Source organism: Streptomyces sp. NBC_01506, from assembly GCF_045040295.1.
Lineage (GTDB): Bacteria > Actinomycetota > Actinomycetes > Streptomycetales > Streptomycetaceae > Streptomyces.
Genome location: NZ_CP109422.1, coordinates 3064921 through 3086974 on the forward strand (window position 1 = coordinate 3064921; position 22054 = coordinate 3086974).

Consider the following 22054-nt stretch of genomic DNA (forward strand, 5'->3'; position numbering starts at 1 on the left):
GACCGGCTCCTCAGCGCAGCTTGGGGTCGAGGGCGTCGCGCACCGCGTCGCCGAGCATGATGAAGGCGAGCACGGTGACGGCCAGGGCACCGGCGGGCCACAGCAGCATGTGCGGGGCGTTGCGGATGAACTTCGACGCGTCGGAGATGTCGATGCCCCAGGACACGGAGGGCGGTTTGAGACCGACGCCCAGATAGGACAGCGTCGCCTCCAGCGCGATGTACGTGCCGAGCGCGATGGTCGCCACCACGATGACCGGCGCGACGGCGTTGGGCAGGATGTGGCGCAGCATCATCCGGGGGTTGGAGGCGCCCAGCGCCCGCGCCGCCTGGACGAAGTCGTTCTGCTTGATGGTGATGACGGAGCCGCGGGCGATCCGGGAGATCTGCGGCCAGCCGAGCAGCACCATGAATCCGATGACGGGCCAGACGGTGGAGCTGGTCACCACGGAGAGCAGGACGAGGCCGCCGAGCACCACGGGGATGCCGAAGAAGATGTCGGTGACGCGGGAGAGGATCGCGTCCCAGAAGCCGCCGAAGAAGCCGGCGAGACCGCCGAGCACGGTACCCACGAGCGCGACGCCGAGGGTGGCGCAGACGCCGACGGTGACCGAGGCGCGGGCGCCGTAGACGGTACGGGTGTAGACGTCGCAGCCCTGGGCGGTGTAGCCGAAGGGGTGGCCGGGCTGGGAGCCCTGCTGGGCCTTGGAGAGGTCGCAGGAGAGCGGGTTGCCGGAGGCGATCGACTGGGGCCAGATGGCGATGATCACCAGGAAGATGATGACGAGGCCCGAGATGATGAAGACCGGGTTGCGGCGCAGATCGCGCCAGGCGTCCGACCAGAGGCTGCGGGGCTTGTCGTCGGGCCCCTTGCCGTCGCCCTGGTCGAGTCCTTCGAGGCGGGTGCCGTCGCCGGCGGCGAGGTCCATGGAGCCGCCGGCGCCGGTGGGGGCGATGGCTCCTTCGTCCTTCGGGGGCTGGGGCTCAGGCATAGCGGATCCTCGGGTCGAGTACGGCGTAGAGAAGGTCGACCAGCAGATTCGCGAGCAGGAAGATGATGACGAGGATCGTCACGAAGCCGACGACGGTCTGGGTGTTCTGGCGCAGGATGCCCTGGTAGAGCTGGTAGCCGACGCCGTGGATGTTGAAGATCCGCTCGGTGACGATCGCGCCGCCCATCAGGGCGCCGATGTCGGTGCCGATGAAGGTGATCACCGGGATCAGTGAGTTGCGCAGCAGATGCCGGGTGATCACGCGGTGCCGGGGCAGTCCCTTGGCGACGGCGGTGCGGACGTAGTCGGCGCGGGTGTTCTCGGCGATGGACGTGCGGCTGAGCCGGGTGACGTACGCCAGTGACACCGAGGCCAGTACGAGGCCGGGCACGATCAGTTCGCCGAGCGGGGCGGCGGTGGAGACCGACGGGGAGATGACGTTCCACTTCACCCCGAGGAGCAGTTGCACGATCAGGCCGGTCACGAAGGTCGGTACGGAGATGACGACCAGGGTCAGCAGCAGGACACCGCTGTCGACCGGCCGGCCGCGCCGCAGTCCGGTGAGTACGCCGAGCGTGATGCCGATGATGATCTCGAAGACGATGGCGACGATCGTCAGCCGGATGGTGATCGGGAAGGCCGTGCCCATCAGCTCGGTGACCGGCTGGCCGTTGAAGGCCGTACCGAATTCGCCGGTGAAGACGTGGCCCATGTACGTGAGGTACTGCTGCCACACCGGCTTGTCGAGGCCGAACTGGCTGCGCAGCCGCGCGGCGGTCGCCGGGTCGCACGCCCGCTCGCCGCACAGACCCGCGATGGGGTCACCCATCACGTTGACCATGAGGAAGATCAGCATGGTGGCACCGATGAAGACCGGGATCATCTGGAGCAGACGCCGGATCACATAACGTCCCATGAAGGGCTCCGGGGGTCGTGGTCGGGCCTGGGCGGGGGCGTGGCCGGGGCCTGGCGGGGGAAGGGTGCGGCCCGGCGCGCGGGGTGCGCCGGGCCTGACGACTCCGGCGTCAGCTCACCTTGATCTCGTTGTAGACGGGCACGCTGAACGGGTTCAGGGCGACGTTGCTCAGCCGCTCCGAGTAGCCGGCGCTGCCGTTCTGGTACCAGAGCGGGATGGCGGCCATGTTGTCCCGTACGACGCCCTCGGCCTGCTGGAACTTCTTGATCGCGGTCTGGGTGTCGGTCTCGGCGTTCGCCTGGTTGATGAGCTTGTCGAACTCGGCGTTGGTCCACTTGCCGTCGTTGGACGAGGCGTTGGTGTAGTACAGCGGCTGGAGGAAGTTCTGGATCAGCGGGTAGTCCATCTGCCAGCCGGCCCGGAAGGGACCGGGCATCTTCTGGTCGGTGATCTGGCTGCGGAAGTCGGCGAAGGTGCCGATCGGCCTGCCGACGCACGCCCGGTCGTTGCCCAGGGTGTTGTTGATGCTGTTGCAGACGGCGTCGACCCAGTCCTTGTGGGAGCCGGTGTCCGCGTTGTACGTGATCTGGACGCTGCCCCCGGGGAGGCCGCCGCCGTCGGCGATCAGCTTCTTCGCGGCGGCGGGGTCGTAGTCGCACGCCGTGCCGCACAGGCCCGCCTTGTAGCCGCCCGCGGTGCCGAGCACCGGGGAGGTCCAGTCGGTGGCCGGGGTACGGGTCTTCTGGAAGATCGTCTCGGTGATCTGCTTGCGGTTGATCGCCTTCGACAGACCGGTGCGGACCTTCACGGCGCCCGGGGTGTTCCATGCCTTGTCGTAGAACGGGAAGGCGAGGGTCTGGATGATGCCCGCGGGGGTGTTGATGTAGCGCGATCCGAGGTCGCCCGGCGCGTTCTTGAGCTGGGAGGCCGGGATGTCGTCGACGAGGTCCAGATTGCCGGCCGTCAGGTCGGTGTAGGCGGTGTTGTTGTCGGTGTAGACCTTGAGGTCCACGCCGCCGTTCTGCGCCTTGTCGGAGCCCGGGTACTTGTCCCACTTGCGCAGGGACATCTGCGAGCCCTTGGTGTACGAGTCGATGGTGTACGGCCCGTTGCCGACCGGCTTGGAGAGCCAGCCCGCGTGGTCCGTGAAGAACGCGGAGGGCAGCGGCGCGAAGGCGGCGTATCCGAGGGTGTCCGGCCAGGTGGAGAACTTCTGGGACAGCTTGACGGTGAAGGTCTGGGGGCCGGTGACCTTGAGGCCGGACAGCGTGGTGGCGGTGGGCTTGCCCGAGTCGGGGTGGACGGCCGTGTAGCCGTCGATCTGGCCGAAGAAGTAGGCGTTGCGCTGGTTGTTCGTCAGGTTCGCGCCGTAGTTCCAGGCGTCGACGAAGGACTTCGCGGTGACCTTCTCGCCGTTGCTGAAGGTCCAGCCGCTTTTCACGGTGATGGTGAAGTTGGTCGAGTCGGTCGACTCGATCTTCTCGGCGAGCATGTTCTCGGCCTTGGCCGTCTTCGGGTTGTACCGCTTCAGTCCCCGGAAGACCATGTCGAGGACCTTGCCGCCCTGGACCTCGTTGGTGTTGGCGGGCTCCAGCGGGTTCTGCGGGTCACCCCAGGACGAGCTGAGCACCCCGTCGGTGCCACCCCCGCCACCGCTGCCGCTCCCACCGCCGCCGCAGGCTGTCGCCGTGAGGGCGACGGCGAGCGCACCTGCGGCCCACTTGGCGTGCGTGGCTCCGCGCATGGAGTTCCTCCTGAGTCCTGAATGTCGCTTAGGCCCAAATATCACTCCCTTTCAGATGTCGCGCATTTATTGGGCCCCCGTGCGGGGAGACGGACAGCGAGAGGCCCGGACCGCGTACGCGCGTACGGTCCGGGCCTCTCCTCGTTCACTGAACGGCACTCAGCGGTGTGTCACCCGGCGTGGATGACGTCCTTCTCCTCGGCGAAGTGGCAGGCCGATTCGTGCGCCGCCGGGGTGGTCGAGGTGACGAAGCGCTCGGGGATCGCCAGCAGCGGGATCTCCTTGGCGCACTTGTCCTCGGCCTTCCAGCAGCGGGTACGGAAGCGGCAGCCGGACGGCGGGTTCGCCGGGGACGGCACATCGCCGGAGAGGATGATCCGCTCGCGGCCGGTACGGGCCTCCGGATCGGGGACCGGCACCGCGGAGAGCAGCGCCTGGGTGTAGGGGTGCGTCGGGTGGTCGTAGATCTGGGTGTCCGTACCGATCTCGGCCATCTTGCCGAGGTACATGACCCCGACCCGGTCGGAGATGTGCCGGACGATCGACAGGTCGTGCGCGATGAAGATGTAGGAGAGGTTGAACTCGTTCTGCAACTTCTCCATCAGGTTGATGACCTGTGCCTGCACGGACACGTCGAGCGCCGAGACCGGCTCGTCGCAGATGATGATCTCGGGGTTGAGCGCGAGACCGCGTGCGATGCCGATGCGCTGGCGCTGACCGCCGGAGAACTGGTGCGGGTACCTGTTGATGTACTCCGGGTTCAGTCCCACGACGTCGAGCAGGTCCTGGACCTTGCCCCGCCGGTCACCCTTCGGCGCCACCTCGGGGTGGATGTCGAAGGGCTCGCCGATGATGTCGCCGACCGTCATACGCGGGTTCAGCGAGGTGTACGGGTCCTGGAAGACCATCTGGATGTTCCGGCGGACCGCCTTGAGCGCCCGCCCCGACAGCCGGGTGATGTCCTGGCCCTTGTAGAAGACCTCGCCCGCGGTCGCCTTCTCCAGCGTCATCAGCAACCGGGCGACCGTGGACTTGCCACAGCCCGACTCGCCGACGATGCCCAGCGTCTCGCCCTGGTAGAGGTCGAACGAGACCCCGTCCACGGCCTTGACCGCGCCGACCTGGCGCTTGAAGAGGATGCCCTGGGTCAGCGGGAAGTGCTTGACCAGATTGCGGACCTGGAGGATCGGCTCCCCGCGCTCGACCGGCGCCTCGATGGCGGCGACCGCCGCCGACTCGGTGGCGACGTCGATCTCCGCCACCTCGGTGACGTTGGGGGTGACGACCACCGGCGCGGCGTCCGCCGCGGCCGGGTCGCCGGCCGTCTTCTTCGGCTCAGCCATGGATCGTCTCCTTCCAGAAGTGGCACGCGCTGCCGCGGCCCGGCAGCTCGGTGCCGTCCTGCTCGGTCACCGGGTCGAGGGCCGGGACATCCGTACGGCAGATGTCCTGCGCCTTCGGGCAGCGCGGGTTGAAGGCGCAGCCGGCCGGGATCTTGAGCAGGTTGGGCGGCAGGCCCTTGATCGCGTAGAGCTCCTGCCCCTTCTGGTCGAGCCGCGGGATGGAGTCGAGCAGACCGCGCGTGTACGGGTGCGCCGGGCGCTTGTACAGCTCGTGCACCGGTGCGGTCTCCACGATCCGGCCCGCGTACATGACCGCGATCTTGTCCGCGACGTCGGCGACGACGCCGAGGTCGTGGGTGATCAGGATCAGGCCCATGTTGAACTCGCGCTGGAGATCGGCGAGCAGGTCCATCACCTGGGCCTGCACGGTCACGTCGAGCGCGGTCGTCGGCTCGTCCGCGATGATCAGGTCGGGCTCCAGGGCGAGCGCCATCGCGATCATGATGCGCTGGCGCATACCGCCGGAGAACTGGTGCGGGTAGTCGTTGACCCGCGCCTTCGCCGCCGGGATGTTGACCCGCTCCATCAGCTCGACGGCCTTGGCCTTGGCGGCCTTGCGGGAGAGCCCTTCGTGGACCCGGTACATCTCGCCGAGCTGGTAGCCCACCGAGAGCACGGGGTTGAGCGAGGAGAGCGCGTCCTGGAAGATCATCGCGATCTTCCGGCCGCGGATCTTCCGCCGCTCCTCGTTGCTCATGGTGAGCATGTCCTGCCCGCGGTACAGGATCTGGCCCTGCGGGATGGAGCCGGGCGGCATGTCGAGAATGCCCATGATCGCCTGCGCGGTCACGGACTTGCCGGAACCGGACTCACCGAGCACGGCCAGGGTCTCGCCGGAGGAGACGCTGTAGTTCACGCCGTTGACGGCCTTGGCGACACCGTCACGGGTGTGGAACTCCACGTGGAGATCGCGCACTTCGAGCAGTGGGGTGGCGTCCGAGTCGCCCGATCGGGGCGTCGGGACACTTGAGGTTTCTTCGATGATGGTCACGTACGCCCTCCTCAGCGCAGCTTCGGGTCGAGGGCGTCGCGGACGGCGTCACCCAGCATGATGAACGCGAAGACCGTGAGGCTCAGCATTCCGGCCGGGAAGAACAGGGCGTGCGGGTTGTCCCTGATGTCCTTGCTGCCCTGGGCGATGTCGATGCCCCAGGAGATGGTCGGGTCGGCCAGGCCGAGGCCCAGGAACGACAGCGTCGCCTCGGCGGAGATGTAACCGCCGAGCGCGATCGTGGCGACGACGATGGTCGGCGCCATGGCGTTCGGCAGGACGTGCCGGAACAGGATCCGCCGGGTGCCGGCGCCGAGTGCGCGCGCGGCCGTCACGTAGTCCGCCTGTTTGGCGGTGATCACGGACGAGCGCATCACCCGGCAGATCGACGTCCAGCCCAGGAAGGCCAGGGCGAAGATCACGACATAGACCTTGCGCTCGGTGAAGGCGTTCAGGACGACCATCGAGCCGAGCAGGAAGGGGATGCCGAAGAAGATGTCGGTGATACGGGAGATGATCGAGTCGATCCAGCCGCCGAAGTAGCCGGCCAGCATGCCGAGCAGGCCACCGACGAAGGTGACGGCCAGCGTGACGCCGACGCCCACCAGGATCGAGGCGCGGGTGCCGTAGATGACACGCGCGTAGATCGAACGCCCCTGGCCGTCGTAGCCGAACCATTCGGGCTGGAAGACCTTGCCCAGCTCGGGCTTGGTCAGGAAGTTGTTGACCAGGTCTCCGTCGCGGGGGTCCGCGCTGGTGAACATCCCCGGGAACGCGGCGACGATCAGCAGCAGGAGCAGCAGGATCGAGGAGACCCAGAACATCGGGCGGTGCCGCAGGTCGTACCAGGCGTCGCCCCACAGGCTGCGGGGCTTGCCCTGCGACTTGTGGCCCTCGGCCGCGGTCTCGGGGGCCGAGGCGCCCGGCGCCAGGGCGTCGGTGGTCGCGTCGGTCTTGGTCATGTTCGGGGTCTTGGTCACGTCAGGCATACCGGATCCTCGGGTCCAGGACCGCGTACAGCAGGTCGACAAGAAGGTTGATCAGCAGGATGACGAGGACGAACACCGTCACCACGCCGACGATCGTCGAACCCTCCCGCTGCTGAAGCCCGGTGAAGAGAAGGTTGCCGACACCCTGGACGTTGAAGATGCCCTCGGTGATGACGGCGCCGCCGATGAAGCCACCGACGTCCGTCCCGAGAAAGGTGACGACCGGAATGAGCGAGTTGCGCAGCAGATGGACACCGATGACGCGGCGCCTGGGCAGGCCCTTGGCCATCGCGGTACGCATGTAGTCGGCGCGCAGGTTCTCGGCGAACGTGGTGCGGGTCAGCCGGGCCACGTACGCCATGGAGAGCATCGCCAGGACGAAGCCTGGCAAAATCAATTGCGAGAAGCTCGTGGAGTCCTGCACATTGGGCGCGACCCACCCCAGCTCGTCCGCGAGGATGAACCGTGCGAGATAGCCGAGCACGAACACCGGGATCGAGATCACGATCAGGCTGAAGATCAGCACACCGGTGTCGACGGCCTTGCCGGCCTTCAAGCCCGCCCAGGCACCCAGGCCGATACCGATGATGATCTCGATGACCAGCGCCACGGCGGTGAGCCGCAGGGTCACCGGGAACGCCTCGCCCATCACCTCGGCGACCGGACGGCGACCGAAGGTCTCGCCGAAGTCACCCTGGAACAGGTTGAGCATGTAGTCGATGTACCGCTGCCACAGCGGCTTGTCGTACCCGAATTCGGCCCGCAGTGCGGCGAGTTGGGCGGGATCTGCCGCCTTCTCGCCCCACATCGCCCGGATCGGGTCTCCGGGCAGGATGTTGACCATAAGGAAAATAATCAGAGTGGTCCCGATGAACACCGGGATCATCTGGAGCAGTCGCCTGGCGACGTAACGCCCCATCATGCCTCCATGCCGTGAGGGGTCGGCGATGGCCTACGTAGTTTTCTCCGCCGCGGGGTATGGGGTGGAGTCTCCCGGGCCTCGGCCTGGCCGGGCCGGTGCCGCCGCTCCCCCTGGAGCGGCGGCACCGGCTTACGGTCCCGGTTTGTTAGCTCTTCGCCTTCACCTGAACGTCGGTGAAGATGGGGTCGCCGTCCTGGCCGTAAACGATCTTGCCGAATACGTTCCGGGACTGACCCGAGTTGTTCTTGTAGAACCACAGCGGGATGGCAGGCATGTCAGCCTTCAGGAGCTGCTCGGCCTCCTGGTACATCTTCACCGTCTCGTCGAGCGTCGCCGCCTTGTCCGCCGCGGCGGACAGGTCGTCGAACTCCTTGTTGGAGTAGCCCGAGGTGTTACCGGCGGCGGTGGTGCCGTACAGGTCGCGCATGAAGTTCGAGTTGACCGGGTAGTCGAGCACCCAGCCACCGCGGTACATGGACTTGACCTGCTTGTTGTCACGCGCGTCCAGGTCCGCCTGGAAGTCCGGCTTCGAGTCACCGGTGCACTCGACACCGACGCTCTTGCGGATGCTGTTGCAGACCGCGTCGACCCAGGGCTTGTGGTCCTGGTCGGCGTTGAACTGGATGGAGATCTTGTTGCCGGGGACGCCGCCACCCTCCTCGATGAGGGCCTTGGCCGCGGCCGGGTCGAACTTCGTGACGTCGGACAGGGCGCCGGCCTTGTAGCCGAGCACACCGCGGGCGACGTACGAGTCAGCCGGCGACCGGGTGCCGTGCAGCACGGTCTTGGTGATCGTGTCACGGTCGATCGCCATGGACAGACCCTGGACGACCTTGGGGTCGATGTCCTTGAACTGGTCCGTGTAGAACGCCGGGACGATCGACTGGACGGCCGAGTACTCCTGGTCGATCGCGCGGTCGCCCAGGTCGTCCTTGTAGCTCGTGAGAGCCGTGGTCGGGACCTGCTCGATCCAGTCGAGGTTGTCCGACCGAAGGTCCGAGTAGGCGGCGTCGGCGGTGGTGTAGTTCTTGAAGTCGATGCCACCGTTCTTGGCCTTGTTCGGGCCGGTGTAGTCATCGAACTTACGGACCTTGATCAGCTTCTTGTGGTCCCAGGAGACGAACTCGTAGGGGCCGTTGCCGACCGGCTTCTCGCCGAAGGCGTCCGGGTCCTTGTAGAACGACTCGGGGAGCGGGGCCCACACGTCGTAACCCAGCTTGTACGCGAAGTACGAGACCGAGCTGGTCAGCGTGATCGTGAAGGTGTTCTCGTCGACCACCTTCAGACCCGACATCTTCTCGGACTTCGGGTCACCCTTCTCGGGGTGGACGTCCGCGTAGCCCTTGATGTCCTGGAACCAGCTCGAGTTGGTCTGGTTGTTCTTGACGTTGGCCGACCAGTTCCACGCGTTCACGTAGGACTCGGCGGTGACCGGGGTGCCGTCGTGGAACTTCCAGCCGGGCTTGAGCTTGGCGGTCCACACGGACGAGTCGGCGTTCGGGGTGACCGACTCGGCGTTGATCATCTGGAGCTCGCCGGTGCCGGGCTCGTAGTCCACGAGACCGGAGAAGATGGTCTTCAGGACACGACTGCCCTGGCTCTCCTTGGCGTTGGCCGGCTGCAGCGGGTTCTGCGGCTCGCTCAACTGTGCGGTCAGAATGCCATTCGGGTCGGCCTTCCCCGCCTTCATGTCGTCGCCGCTGTCGCTGTCCCCGCCGCCACAGGCGGTCGCAGCCAGGGCGATGACTATCGCACCCGCGACCCACTTGGCGCTCTTGGCACCGCGCATGGGTTCCTCCTCATGAGTCCACTTGTCACAACAAGATGGGCACCGATCGTTACGCCGACACCCCTGACGGCGGTCGATCAGTGCTCCGTGTGTGTGCTCGTGAGTCGGCGCTCCCCACAGCGCATGACCCATTGACCCGAGCTCAATGCAGCCAACTATTAAGTACGCCCGACCCTTAAACCACACTTACCGCGTCTCGTTTTGACAACATCGAGCCATCCACGAGGCCCGAAATCCGGACAAAGTAAGCACAGACAGACACCCGCGAAACGGACTGTTAACGCAGCTTCCGGTGAGCGGTACCCGCTATCCGGACGTTTCGGCACGGAAAACGAGTTGACAGAAAGGCGCCTCTCCGGCAAAACAGCCTACTGTCCGACCACGTCGCGGGGGTAGGGGCGTCGCCGCGGACAGGCCCTCAGACCTCCGGCCCGGCACCTCTCGGGGCCGGGCCGGGAAGACGTACGGCACCGCGTGGGTCGGCGTGCCCCCGGGTGGGTCAGCGCTTGGCGCGGGAGGCCGCGCGGCCACGCTCCTTCTGGTCCAGGACGACCTTGCGGATACGGACCGTCTCCGGGGTCACCTCGATGCACTCGTCGTCGCGGCAGAACTCCAGGGACTGCTCCAGCGAGAGCCTGCGCGGCGGCACCACGTTCTCCGTCGTGTCGGCGGAGGCCGCGCGCATGTTGGTGAGCTTCTTCTCCTTGGTGATGTTCACGTCCATGTCGTCGGCGCGTGAGTTCTCACCGATGATCATGCCCTCGTACACCTCGGTGCCCGGCTCGGTGAAGATGACACCGCGCTCCTGAAGGTTGACCATCGCGAACGGGGTGACCGAGCCCGAACGGTCGGCGACGAGCGAGCCGTTGTTACGGGTCCGCAGCTCGCCGAACCACGGCTCGTGGCCCTCGAAGATCGAGTGCGCGATGCCGGTGCCCCGGGTCTGGGTGAGGAACTCCGTACGGAAGCCGATGAGCCCGCGCGACGGCACGATCCACTCCATCCGGATCCAGCCCGACCCGTGGTTGGTCATCGTCTCCATACGGCCCTTGCGGGTCGCCATGAGCTGGGTGATCGCGCCCAGGTGCTCCTCGGGGCAGTCGATCGTCATGCGCTCGATCGGCTCGTGCAGCTTGCCGTCGATGTCCTTGGTGACGACCTCGGGCTTGCCGACGGTCAGCTCGAAGCCCTCGCGGCGCATCTGCTCGACCAGGATGGCCAGCGCCAGCTCGCCGCGGCCCTGCACCTCCCAGGTGTCGGGACGCTCGGTCTCCAGGACGCGCAGCGAGACGTTACCGATCAGCTCGCGGTCGAGGCGGTCCTTCACCTGCCGGGCGGTGACCTTGTGGCCCTTGCCGCCCTTGCCGACGAGCGGTGAGGTGTTCGTACCGATGGTCATCGAGATGGCCGGCTCGTCCACCGTGATCAGCGGCAGCGCGATCGGGTTCTCCGGGTCGGCCAGGGTCTCGCCGATCATGATGTCCGGGATACCGGCGATGGCGCAGATGTCGCCGGGGCCCGCCTTCTCGGCCGGCTTGCGGGTCAGCGCCTCGGTCATCAGAAGCTCGGTGATCCGGACGTTGGACATCGTGCCGTCACGCTTGATCCAGGTGACGGTCTGGCCCTTCTTCAACTCGCCCTGCTCGACGCGGCACAGCGCGATACGGCCGAGGAAGTTGTCGGCGTCCAGGTTGGTGACATGCGCCTGGAGCGGCGCGGCCTCGTCGTACACCGGAGCCGGGACGGTGCCCAGGATCGTGGTGAAGAACGGCTCCAGATTGGTGCTGTCGGCCGGGACCGTGCCGTCCTCCGGCTTCGTCAGCGAGGCGACGCCGTCCCGCGCGCAGGCGTAGACGATCGGGAACTCGATCTGGTCCTCGTCCGCGTCCAGGTCCAGGAAGAGGTCGTACGTCTCGTCCACGACCTCGGCGATACGGGCGTCGGGCCGGTCGGTCTTGTTGATGCACAGGATGACCGGCAGCTTGGCCGACAGCGCCTTGCGCAGCACGAAACGGGTCTGCGGCAGCGGGCCCTCGGAGGCGTCGACCAGAAGGACGACCGCGTCGACCATCGACAGGCCGCGTTCGACCTCACCGCCGAAGTCGGCGTGGCCGGGGGTGTCGATGATGTTGATCGTGACCAGGTTGGGGATGTCACCCGTACCACCCTCCTTGGGGTGGTACTTCACCGCCGTGTTCTTGGCGAGGATCGTGATGCCCTTCTCACGCTCCAGGTCGTTCGAGTCCATCATCCGGTCGTCGAGGTGCTCGGCGGCGTGCGCGGCGAAGGCGCCGGCCTGCTTCAGCATGGCGTCGACCAGAGTGGTCTTGCCATGGTCGACGTGGGCGACGATGGCGACGTTACGGATGTCGTGGCGCGTGGGCATGCTGGCTGGCGCTTCTCTCGATCGTGGGATGCGGCGTTGTCTTCCTCGTACGCCTGCCGGGCGGACACGCCACGGCCGTACCCATCGTACGGGGCTGGCGCGTCCGGGGCTTCCGGGGCCGCTGCGACAAGAGGCGGGGGCGCTGGGCGGCGCGGGTGGGGCGGCTGGTGTGTGGGGCTGCGGGGACGTGCTGCGGGGGTGTGGAACGGCCCGGGTCAGGGGGTACACACGATCTTGCCCGCCGGTGGGCCCGGCGGGCAAGTGAATCGTCCGGCTTCCTGGGTCTGACCTGCCGGTTCTCTCCGTTTCTTCTTCTGTGCTACCGCTGCCCTTCTACTTCTTGTCGCTTTCCCGGCCGCTTCCGGGGGTGGCCGACTGCTCCGGGCCGTTCTTGGCGGGGTCCTTGAAGCCGATGTCCTCGTAGCGCGGGGCGGCGAAGGCGAAGGCGCCGGCGTTCGCCACGGCCGGCTTGGCCGCCACGAGCTGCGGGCGCTGGTAGAGGGGGATGGACCCGGCCGCCGCCCAGATACGGGCGTCGGCCTGCCGGAGCAGATCGCGGGCCGCCTTCTCGTCCAGCTCGGAGGCCGCCTGGTCGAAAAGCTGGTTGATGTGGTCCGTACCGACGCGGGTGTAGTTCTGCTCCACCAGCAGCGAGCCGTCGGAGGCGGGGACGGGCTTGGCGTAGATCGGCCGGCCGTCGGTCGCCGGATAGGCGGTCGCGGGCCACGAGTACAGGGCGAGGTCGTAGTCGCCCGACGCGATGTGGTCCTTGAAGTAGCTGGCGTCGGCGACCTTGGTGATCTCCGTACGGATGCCGACGCGGTCGAGCATGCTCGAGATCTTCTGGCCGACGGTACGCAGTTGTTCGGAGCCGGGGCCGGAGGGGAGGACGAAGCGGAGGGTGAGGGGCTTGCCGTCCTTGCCGAGCGGGCCGGGCAGGGGGGAAGCGGAGGCGGACGCGGAGGCCGTGGTCGAGGTCGACGCGGAGGATGAGGCTGAGGTCGACGCGGAAGCGGAGGTGGACGCGGAGGGCGCCGCCGTACCGCTCGGGGCGTACGCGCCGGCCATGCCGCCACCGCCCGGCTGCCGGTCCTGGGCGTTGACGTCCGAGTCGTCCCGGGACTCGGCCTGCCGGGTCAGGACCGCGCGCTGGAAGGCGGTGCCGGGGGCGGGCGCGATGACATGGGTGCCGCTCTCGGAGAGGGGGGCGCCGCGTCCGGGCTTGTTGTCACCGACGATGTACGCGCCGTCGTCCGACGCGCTCTCCGATTCCGAAACGGAACCGGAGTCCGTCGCACCGGATTCCTTGTCCTTGTCCTTGTCTTCCTGGTTGGTGGCGTCCTCCTTCTTGGAGGTGTCCTTGTCTTCGTCTTCCTTCGCGGTCCTGTCCTTCTTCTTGTCGGCGTCGGCCTCGCTCCCGGCCTTCGTACCGTCGTCCTTCTTCAAAGCGCCACCGGGCGTCCAGCCCGCGTCCGCGAGGAGCGCCTGCGCCTCCTGCGTGTCCTGGTCCCCGAGCGCGTCGCTGCTGTCCGCGTACGCGTGCTGCCCGGCCAGCGCCAGATGGCTGCCGGGCGGGTGCGCCGGCAGGCCGAGCGGCTTCAGTACGGCCTCGGCCAGCTCCTTGCGGTCCAGCGCGCGGGCCACCGCGCGCCGTACCCGCTCGTCGGCGAGCGGTCCGGTCTCCCCGTTGAGCGCGAGCTGGGTGAAGGCGGGCTCCAGGGACTTCCGTACGACATAGGCCCGCAGACCCTGCGGCTCCTGGCCGGGACCTGGTGCGGCGGACGGCGACGCCGTACCGGAGGGCGAAGCCGTACCGGACGGCGACGCTGTGCCGGACGGCGAGGCGGTGCCCGAGGGCGAGGCCGTACCGGGCTCCTGGCCGATGCCGGTCTGCGGTTGCGCTCCGTTGCCCCTCTTGTCGTCGCGGGCGGCCTCGTCGATCCGCTGCGCCGCCGGGCTGTCGATCTCGGCGAGGTCGAGGGTGCCCGCGGCGAGCGCGGCGGCGCGTTTGTCGCGCGGCACGGCGCTCAGGACGATCGTGTCGAGCTTCGGCCGCGCGCCCCACCAGCGGGGATTGCGGACGAGCGTCACCTCGCCGTCCGCCCGGTCCAGCTCCTTGAGCTGGAAGGGCCCCGCCGTTGCCTTGAGCTTGGCGCGCGCGCCGTCGTTGAACGAGTTCGGCGCCCCCGTCACACCCTTCGGATACAGCGGGCTGAAGAGGCCCTTCCAGTCGGCGTACGGCTTGTTGAAGGTGACCCGGACCTCGAGGTCGTTCGCGCCCCGCTCGATCTTCTGGATCCGCTCGTACCCGGCGTTACGCGCGGTCCAGTACGCGGATTCCTTGCCGCTCAGCGCGCGCCACTGGGCCACGAAGTCCGGGGCGCCCAGCTCGCGTCCGTCGCTCCACACCGCCTGCTGGTTGAGCTTGTAGAGCACGACCTGCTTCGGCTCGCGCTCGACGATCTTCGCCGACTCCAGATAGTCCGGATTGCGCTGCGGACGGCCCTTCTTGTCGAGCGTGAAGAGGGTGGGCAGTACGGCTCCGGCGATGCGCGACGTCGTGGCGTCGGCGTCCGCCTGGAAGGTGTTGAGGGTCGTGGGCACCGTGTCGACGGCCCAGCGCAGCGTTCCCCCGTCGGCGATCCGGTCCCGTGCCGCCGCCCCGACGTCCTGGACGGCGACCGGGACCTCGCTCCGCTCGTCACCCGAACTGCACGAGGCGAGCGCGGGCAGTGCGAGCACGCCGGTGGTGAGTAGTGCGACGGAGCGGGTGGTCCGGGAGCATGTCCTCCCGCGTGGGGCGCCGACCTGGGACATGACTTCTACCTCTTCGTCCTGTTTGTGGAATTTAGAGATGATCACACCTATTGCCCTCCCACTGAAGTGGACCGATTCCGGACGATCACTGCGACACGGCGGCCGAACGTCCGAAACCCACCCGTACGGGTCAGCGGGAAGCGGGACACGGGCCCGCCGAAAGGGCGAAAATGGAGGGGCGCGACATCAACGACGCGGAGCGCACGGCTGACGTATGCGCCGGGATTCCCTGCACGTCCCTTCACAAGCGGGGATGTGACAAGCGACACTCGCAGGCGCGTTACCGATGGCATCGCTCCCCTGCGGAAGTGAGGGCAAGTCATGTCCCAGCCGGAAGATCTGACAGCAGTCCACCGTCGTATCGATGAGCTCGTTCAACGCGTAGCGGACCTGGAGCGGACAGTCAGCCGGCTGAACGAGGCCGTACCGACCGCGCCCTCCAAGCCCGCGCCCAAGGACCGTCCGGAAGTGGTCACGATCCCCGACGCGCCGTACAACGCGGCGCTGTGGACGGATTCGGACGACGAGGGGCTGGGCCTACGGGACCGGCGCGCGCCCTAGGACGGTCTTCGAAGTCCCGCCCTGACAGGGCAGCCGTCCCGGCCCTTCCCTCCCCGCTCCGGCCCTTCGACCGCCACCCGGCCCTTCGACCCCCCACCCGATCCCACTCCATCTCCATACGGAGTTTTCGTTGGCAACAGGTACGGAACGACCCCAACTGAGTACGGGCGTGCACGACACCTCGCGTGCCGCCATCACCGCCCGCCATCTGCGGACCGACCGCTGGTGGCTGTCTCCCGCCATCACGGCGGCGGGTCTGCTCGCCTTCGTCGTCTACTCGACCTGGCGGGCCTTCGGGAACGCCCACTACTACGCGGCCCCGTACGTCTCACCCTTCTACTCGCCCTGTCTCGCGGAGAATTGCGAGCCGATGAAGGGCGGCCCCAACCTGGAGATCTTCGGTAGCTGGTGGGGTCTGTCCCCCGCGGTGATCATCCTGATCTTCCCGCTGGGCTTCCGGATGACCTGCTACTACTACCGCAAGGCGTATTACCGCGGCTTCTGGGCCTCGCCGCCCGCCTGCGCCGTCGCCGAACCGCACAAGAAGTACTCCGGCGAGACGCGCTTCCCGCTGATCCTCCAGAACATCCACCGGTACTTCTTCTACGCGGCCGTGCCGGTGGCGGCCATCCTCACGTACGACACGGCGCTCGCCTTCCGCAACTCGGACTACGAGTGGGGCCACATGGGCCTCGGCACGATCCTGATGGTCGTCAACATCGTGCTGATCTGGGCGTACACCCTCTCCTGCCACTCCTGCCGCCATGTCATCGGCGGCAAGCTGAAGCACTTCTCCAAGCATCCGGTCCGCTACCGGCTGTGGGGCTGGGTCGGAAAGCTGAATCATCGTCATATGGAGCTCGCCTGGGCCTCCTTGATCAGTGTCGCCCTCGCCGATTTCTACGTGTATCTGCTCGCGAGCGGGGTCTTCGACGATCCGCGCCTCTTTTAGTGCTAGGGAGAGCCTTCAGCAATGACGCAACTCGAACGCGAGCAGTGGGACGTCGTGGTGGTGGGCGCGGGCGGAGCGGGTCTGCGGGCCGCCATCGAGGCGCGTGAGCGTGGCGCCCGTACCGCTGTCATCTGCAAATCACTCTTCGGCAAGGCCCATACGGTGATGGCCGAGGGCGGTATCGCCGCCTCCATGGGCAATGTGAACTCCGGGGACAACTGGCAGGTCCACTTCCGCGACACCATGCGCGGCGGGAAGTTCCTCAACCAGTGGCGGATGGCGGAACTGCACGCACAGGAAGCGCCGGACCGGGTCTGGGAGCTGGAGACCTGGGGCGCGCTGTTCGACCGCACGGCGGACGGGAAGATCTCCCAGCGCAACTTCGGCGGGCACGAGTATCCACGTCTCGCGCACGTCGGCGACCGCACCGGCCTTGAGCTGATCCGTACGCTCCAGCAGAAGATCGTCGCCCTCCAGCAGGAGGACTTCCGTGAATTCGGTGACTACGAAGCCCGGTTGAAGGTCTTCCAGGAGTGCACCGTCACCTCCGTACTGAAGGAGGGCGAGCGGGTCTCGGGCACGTTCTGCTACGAGCGCGAGTCCGGCCGTTTCTTCGTGCTGGAGGCGCCCGCCGTCGTCCTCGCGACCGGCGGCATCGGCAAGTCCTTCAAGGTGACGTCGAATTCGTGGGAGTACACGGGCGACGGGCACGCGCTGGCGCTGCTCGCCGGTGCCCCGCTGCTGAACATGGAATTCGTGCAGTTCCACCCGACGGGCATGGTCTGGCCGCCCTCGGTGAAGGGGATCCTCGTCACCGAGTCGGTGCGGGGCGACGGCGGAGTGCTGCGCAACTCCGAAGGCAAGCGGTTCATGTTCGACTACATCCCGGACGTCTTCAAGGAGAAGTACGCGGAGTCGGAGGACGAGGGCGACCGCTGGTACGACGACCCGGACAACAACCGGCGTCCGCCCGAGCTGCTGCCCCGTGACGAGGTGGCCCGTGCCATCAACTCCGAGGTCAAGGCGGGCCGGGGCTCGCCGCACGGCGGTGTGTTCCTGGACGTGTCCACGCGGATGCCGGCCGAGGTCATCCAGCGCCGACTGCCCTCGATGTACCACCAGTTCAAGGAGCTGGCGGACGTCGACATCACGGCGGAGGCGATGGAGGTCGGCCCCACCTGTCACTACGTGATGGGCGGTATCGCAGTCGACTCCGACACCGCCGCCACGTTGGGCGTCCCGGGTCTGTACGCGGCCGGCGAGGTCGCGGGCGGGATGCACGGCTCCAACCGGCTGGGCGGCAACTCGCTCTCCGACCTGCTGGTCTTCGGCAGGCGCGCCGGACTGCACGCGGCCGAGTACGCGACGGCGCTCACCACACGGCCCGCCCTGGACGAGGACCAGATCGACGCGGCGGCCACCGAGGCGCTGCGGCCGTTCGGCGCCGAGGCACCGGAAGGCGGCGGCGCGCCGGAGAACCCGTACAGCGTCCATCAGGAGCTCCAGCAGACGATGAACGACCTTGTCGGCATCATCAGGCGCGAGGGCGAGATGGAGCAGGCGCTGGAGCGGCTGGGCGACCTGCGACTGCGGGCGGGGCGGGCCGGGGTGGAGGGCCACCGGCAGTTCAACCCCGGCTGGCACCTCGCCATCGACCTGCGGAACATGCTGCTGGTCAGCGAGTGCATCGCCCGGTCGGCGCTGGAGCGCACGGAGAGCCGTGGCGGTCACACCCGCGAGGACTGGCCCGGCATGGCTCTCGACTGGCGCCGGGTCAATCTGCACTGCCGACTGAGCGATTCCGCGCGGGACCCGTCGACGGACCCCACGCACGGCCGGGTCGACCTCTCACGGAAGACGACCGAGCCCATCCGTCCCGACCTGCTCGACCTCTTCGAGAAGGAAGAGCTGGTCAAGTACCTCGCCGAAGAGGAGCTCCACGAGTGAGTGCCAGCACGACTCCGACTCCGAGCACATCCCCCGCACCGTCCGGCTCGTCCGATCCGTCCGATCCGTACCCGTCGCCGGGCGCATCGGCCGCGACGGCCTCGTCGACCTCCTACACAGCCACGTTCAAGGTCTGGCGGGGCGACGCGGAGGGCGGCGATCTGAAGGACTTCGCCGTCGAGGTGAACGAGGGCGAGGTCGTCCTCGACATCATCCACCGCCTCCAGGCGACACAGGCGTCCGACCTGGCGGTGCGCTGGAACTGCAAGGCGGGCAAATGCGGTTCGTGCAGTGCGGAGATCAACGGCCGGCCGCGGCTGCTCTGTATGACGCGGATGTCCACGTTCAGCCGCGAGGAGACGATCACCGTCACCCCGCTGCGGGCCTTCCCCGTCGTCAGGGACCTGGTGACGAACGTGTCCTTCAACTACCAGAAGGCGCGGGAGGTACCGGCGTTCGTGCCACCGCCGGGCGTCGCGGCGGGCGAGTACCGGATGCAGCAGGTGGACGTGGAACGCTCGCAGGAGTTCCGTAAGTGCATCGAGTGCTTCCTGTGCCAGGACACCTGTCACGTGGTCCGGGACCACGAGGAGAACAAGACCTCGTTCGCCGGGCCGCGCTTCCTGATGCGGGTCGCCGAGCTGGACATGCACCCGCTGGACGCGGCCGAGGAGACCGGTCTGGACCGTCAGCGGACCGCGCAGGACGAGCACGGGCTCGGCTACTGCAACATCACCAAGTGCTGCACGGAGGTCTGCCCGGAGAACATCAAGATCACGGACAACGCGCTGATCCCGCTCAAGGAGCGGGTGGCCGACAAGAAGTACGACCCGCTGGTCTGGCTGGGCGACAAGATCCGCCGTCGTACGAACAGCGGTTGAGTGTGGGTCGCCGGACGGGCTCGGCCCGTCCGGCGATTCGCGGTCGGCAGCTCTACCGCTCGCGTTCCCGCTCGACCAGAGACTCGATGCCGTCCAGCATCCGTTCGAGCCCGAACTCGAAGAGCGAGCCGAGTTCGAGGTCGAACTCCGCCTCCCCGAAGAAGGTCGACAGGACCGGATAGTCGGCCGTGAGGCGGACCGCGTCCATGCGCGCCTCGCCGGCCGCGAGCCACTCATCGGCCGTCATCCCCGTGTCCTGCCGCGCCTGCGACTCCAACTCGACCGCCATCGTCACGCCTTGGGTGTAGCTGAGCAGCGCGAGATGGGTGTAGATCGTCGCGTACGGCGTGAGGCCCAGCTCGCGCACGATCGCCAGCACCCGCTCCGTGTAGCTCATCGCGTGCGGTGAGGCATGCGGCCGGGTCAGTCCCGCCATGGCACGGGCCAGCCAGGGATGGCGCTCGTACTGGGTCCACAGCCAGCGGATCTCCCGTGTCAGCCGCGCGCGCCAGTTGGTCGGCGCGGGCCCCGACGGCCCGCCGCTGAACACCGCCTCGGACATCAGACGGACCAGCTCACCCTTGCTGGGGACATGGCGGTACAGCGCCATCGTGGACGTACCGAACTCCGTGGCCACGCGCCGCATCGACAGCGCGCCCAGCCCTTCGGCGTCGGCGAGCGCGATGGCCGCGCGTACGACGCGATCGCGGCTGAGGCCGGGGGTGGGGGTGGGGCGGCCGAAGCCTTCGGCGCGGTCGGGCTGTGCGACCACCGTGCCGACGCCGGGTACCGCCCGCACCAGCCCTTCTTGGCTGAGCACGGCGAGCGCCTTGGTCGCGGTCGCCATCGCGACACCCCACTCCCGGGTGATACGGCGGGTGGACGGCACTCGGTCGCCGGGCGCCAGCTCCCCGGAGGCGATACGGCGGCGGAGTTCGGCCGCGATGCGGAGGTAGGGCGGATCGATGGGCACATACCCACCGTACTAGTGCGCTCGCGGTGCCGAATCACCGTGTGGACTGGACTTCTAGGCTGGTGCACTAGGCCGCTGTTTGCGGCGTACGCGCGAAGTCGATTACGTACCGGCCATGGAGAACTCACCCGCACCCGGTCTCGCCGGCCGCAGGGAATGGATCGCCCTCGGCGTCCTGATGCTGCCGCTGCTGCTCGTCTCGATGGACATCTCGATCCTCTATTTCGCGATCCCGTTCGTCAGCCAGGATCTGGAGCCCAGCGCCACCCAGCAGTTGTGGATCCTGGACATGTACGGCTTCGTACTCGCCGGGCTGCTGATCACGATGGGCGCGCTGGGGGACCGGATCGGCCGGCGCAAGCTGGTGCTCGCGGGCGCTGCGGTCTTCGGCGCGGCCTCGGTCGCCGCCGCGTACGCGCACTCGGCCGACGCCCTCATCGCCGTCCGCGCGCTGCTCGGACTCGGCGGTGCCGCCCTCATGCCGTCGACACTCGCGCTGATCCGCAATCTCTTCCACGACGCGAGGCAGCGCGGCCGGGCCGTGACGATCTGGACGGCCGTCATGACCACCGGTATCTCGCTCGGGCCGGTGGTCAGCGGGCTGCTGCTCGAACACTTCTGGTGGGGTTCGGTCTTCCTGATCAACCTGCCGGCGATGGTGCTGCTGCTGGTACTGGTGCCGTTCCTGGTGCCGGAGTCCAGGACGGCGGACTCCGGTACCGAGGGGGCACGTGATCCGTTCGACCTGGTGAGCGCGGCGCTCTCACTGACCGCCCTGCTCACGGTCATCTACGGCATCAAGGAGTGGGCCCAGCACGGCTTCGCACCGGTGCCCGCCCTCGCCGTCGTCCTGGGGCTGGTGCTCGCCCACGTCTTCGTACGCCGCCAGAGGCGCCTCACCCACCCGATGATCGACCTCGATCTGCTGGGGCGACGGGCTTTCGGGGGGCCGGTGTTCGCGAATCTGCTCGCGATGTTCGCCACGGTGGGCATGGCGGTCTTCCTCACCCAGTACCTCCAGTCGGTGCAAGGTCTGAGCCCGTTCGAAGCCGCGCTGTGGAGTCTCGTACCGGCTTCGGGCGTGATCGTGGCCGCGCCGGTGGCGACGGTTCTCGCGCAGCGCACCGACCGCGCGTACGTCATGGGTGGCGCCTTCATCTTCGCGGCGACCGGCTTCTTCTGGCTGACCCAGGTCCGGACGGACTCGGCGCTCTGGTTCTGCCTGGTGGCCGGCGGCATCTATGTGGGTGGTCTGGTCGCCGCCATGACCCTCGCCAACGAACTCGCCATCGGCGCCGCCCCGCCCGAGCGCGCGGGCTCGGCCGCCGCCGTACTCGAATCGGGCCAGGAACTGGGCGGGGCGCTGGGGATGGCCGTCCTCGGCTCGGTCGGGGCGGCGGTCTACAGCCGGGAGATGGCCGATGCCCTGCCAGCCGATGTCGTCGCCGCGCTGCCGGGCGGGGAGGCGGACGCCGTACGGGAGACGCTGGGCGGCGCGGCTGCCGCGGCGGTCCGGCTCCCGGCCGAGACGGGCGCCGGCGTGCTGGCGGCGGCGCGGGACGCGTTCACCCAGGGGATGGCACTGGCGTCGGTCGGCGCGGCCGTCGTGATGGTGGGGGCCGCCGCCTTCTCGTTCGTGGCGCTGAGGGGCACGGCCGGGCGCGCCACGGGCAAGACCGGGGCCGGGGGCGGGGGCGGGGACGGGGACGGCCTGGAGCGGGGCTCCGTGGAGGAGGGCGACCTTGCTCGTGCACAGACCGGCGTCCTAGAGTGAATGCGCTTACACACAGCG

16 protein-coding genes are annotated in these 22054 nt (G+C 68.0%); 5 read left to right on the forward strand and 11 right to left on the reverse strand.

Annotation, left to right across the window (positions count from 1 at the left end):
• Positions 1-10 precede the first annotated feature (10 nt).
• From OG329_RS13095 to OG329_RS13140, 10 genes are all read right to left on the reverse strand, one after another.
• Positions 11-991 carry an ABC transporter permease gene (locus OG329_RS13095; protein ID WP_405795067.1) on the reverse strand — a complete coding sequence of 327 codons (981 nt, stop codon included), beginning with the start codon at positions 989-991 and terminating at the stop codon, positions 11-13.
• Positions 984-1907 carry an ABC transporter permease gene (locus OG329_RS13100; RefSeq protein ID WP_405795069.1) on the reverse strand — a complete coding sequence of 308 codons (924 nt, stop codon included), beginning with the start codon at positions 1905-1907 and terminating at the stop codon, positions 984-986. Before OG329_RS13100 ends, OG329_RS13095 begins: the two co-directional genes overlap by 8 nt.
• Before the next feature lie 109 nt (positions 1908-2016).
• A complete protein-coding gene (locus OG329_RS13105; RefSeq protein ID WP_405795071.1) occupies positions 2017-3651 on the reverse strand; it encodes an ABC transporter substrate-binding protein in 1635 nt (544 codons plus the stop codon).
• Positions 3652-3821: 170 nt separating this feature from the next.
• Entirely contained in the window at positions 3822-4994 is a 1173-nt protein-coding gene (locus OG329_RS13110; RefSeq protein WP_405795073.1) for an ABC transporter ATP-binding protein, read from the reverse strand.
• Positions 4987-6045: an ABC transporter ATP-binding protein gene (locus tag OG329_RS13115; RefSeq protein WP_405795075.1), complete on the reverse strand. Its 1059-nt coding sequence runs from the start codon at positions 6043-6045 to the stop codon at positions 4987-4989. The genes OG329_RS13110 and OG329_RS13115 overlap by 8 nt, the downstream gene beginning before the upstream one ends.
• An 11-nt stretch (positions 6046-6056) precedes the next feature.
• A complete protein-coding gene (locus OG329_RS13120; protein ID WP_405795077.1) occupies positions 6057-7034 on the reverse strand; it encodes an ABC transporter permease in 978 nt (325 codons plus the stop codon).
• Positions 7027-7953 (reverse strand): ABC transporter permease, encoded by a 927-nt coding sequence (locus OG329_RS13125; protein ID WP_405795079.1) that lies wholly within the window; start codon positions 7951-7953, stop codon positions 7027-7029. Before OG329_RS13125 ends, OG329_RS13120 begins: the two co-directional genes overlap by 8 nt.
• Positions 7954-8101: 148 nt before the next feature.
• Positions 8102-9745 carry an ABC transporter substrate-binding protein gene (locus OG329_RS13130; RefSeq protein ID WP_405795081.1) on the reverse strand — a complete coding sequence of 548 codons (1644 nt, stop codon included), beginning with the start codon at positions 9743-9745 and terminating at the stop codon, positions 8102-8104.
• Between the two features lie 499 nt (positions 9746-10244).
• Entirely contained in the window at positions 10245-12131 is a 1887-nt protein-coding gene (gene typA / locus OG329_RS13135; protein WP_405795083.1) for a translational GTPase TypA, read from the reverse strand.
• A gap of 333 nt (positions 12132-12464) precedes the next feature.
• Positions 12465-14948, reverse strand: coding sequence for an ABC transporter substrate-binding protein (locus tag OG329_RS13140; RefSeq protein WP_405795085.1), 2484 nt, complete (start codon positions 14946-14948; stop codon positions 12465-12467).
• Between the two features lie 321 nt (positions 14949-15269).
• Between OG329_RS13140 and OG329_RS13145 the strand changes: the two genes are divergently transcribed.
• The 4 genes from OG329_RS13145 (at position 15270) to OG329_RS13160 (ending at position 19289) form a co-directional block, all read left to right on the forward strand.
• Complete coding sequence (locus OG329_RS13145; protein ID WP_405795087.1) at positions 15270-15509, forward strand: hypothetical protein; 240 nt, start codon at positions 15270-15272, stop codon at positions 15507-15509.
• A gap of 130 nt (positions 15510-15639) precedes the next feature.
• The gene (locus tag OG329_RS13150; RefSeq protein ID WP_405795089.1) at positions 15640-16461 is read left to right on the forward strand and encodes a hypothetical protein; all 822 of its coding nucleotides are present in this window, start codon (positions 15640-15642) and stop codon (positions 16459-16461) included.
• Positions 16462-16482: 21 nt separating this feature from the next.
• A complete protein-coding gene (locus OG329_RS13155) occupies positions 16483-18408 on the forward strand; it encodes a fumarate reductase/succinate dehydrogenase flavoprotein subunit (protein ID WP_405795091.1) in 1926 nt (641 codons plus the stop codon).
• Positions 18405-19289, forward strand: coding sequence for a succinate dehydrogenase/fumarate reductase iron-sulfur subunit (locus OG329_RS13160; RefSeq protein WP_405795093.1), 885 nt, complete (start codon positions 18405-18407; stop codon positions 19287-19289). The genes OG329_RS13155 and OG329_RS13160 overlap by 4 nt, the downstream gene beginning before the upstream one ends.
• 52 nt (positions 19290-19341) lie before the next feature.
• Here the strand turns inward: OG329_RS13160 and OG329_RS13165 are convergent, their stop codons facing one another.
• Positions 19342-20262: a TetR/AcrR family transcriptional regulator C-terminal domain-containing protein gene (locus OG329_RS13165; RefSeq protein WP_405795095.1), complete on the reverse strand. Its 921-nt coding sequence runs from the start codon at positions 20260-20262 to the stop codon at positions 19342-19344.
• A 115-nt stretch (positions 20263-20377) separates the two neighbouring features.
• Here OG329_RS13165 and OG329_RS13170 point away from each other — a divergent pair, with 115 nt between their 5' ends.
• On the forward strand, positions 20378-22036 hold the full coding sequence (locus tag OG329_RS13170; protein ID WP_405795097.1) for an MFS transporter: 1659 nt from the start codon (positions 20378-20380) through the stop codon (positions 22034-22036).
• The last annotated feature ends 18 nt before the right edge of the window (positions 22037-22054 follow it).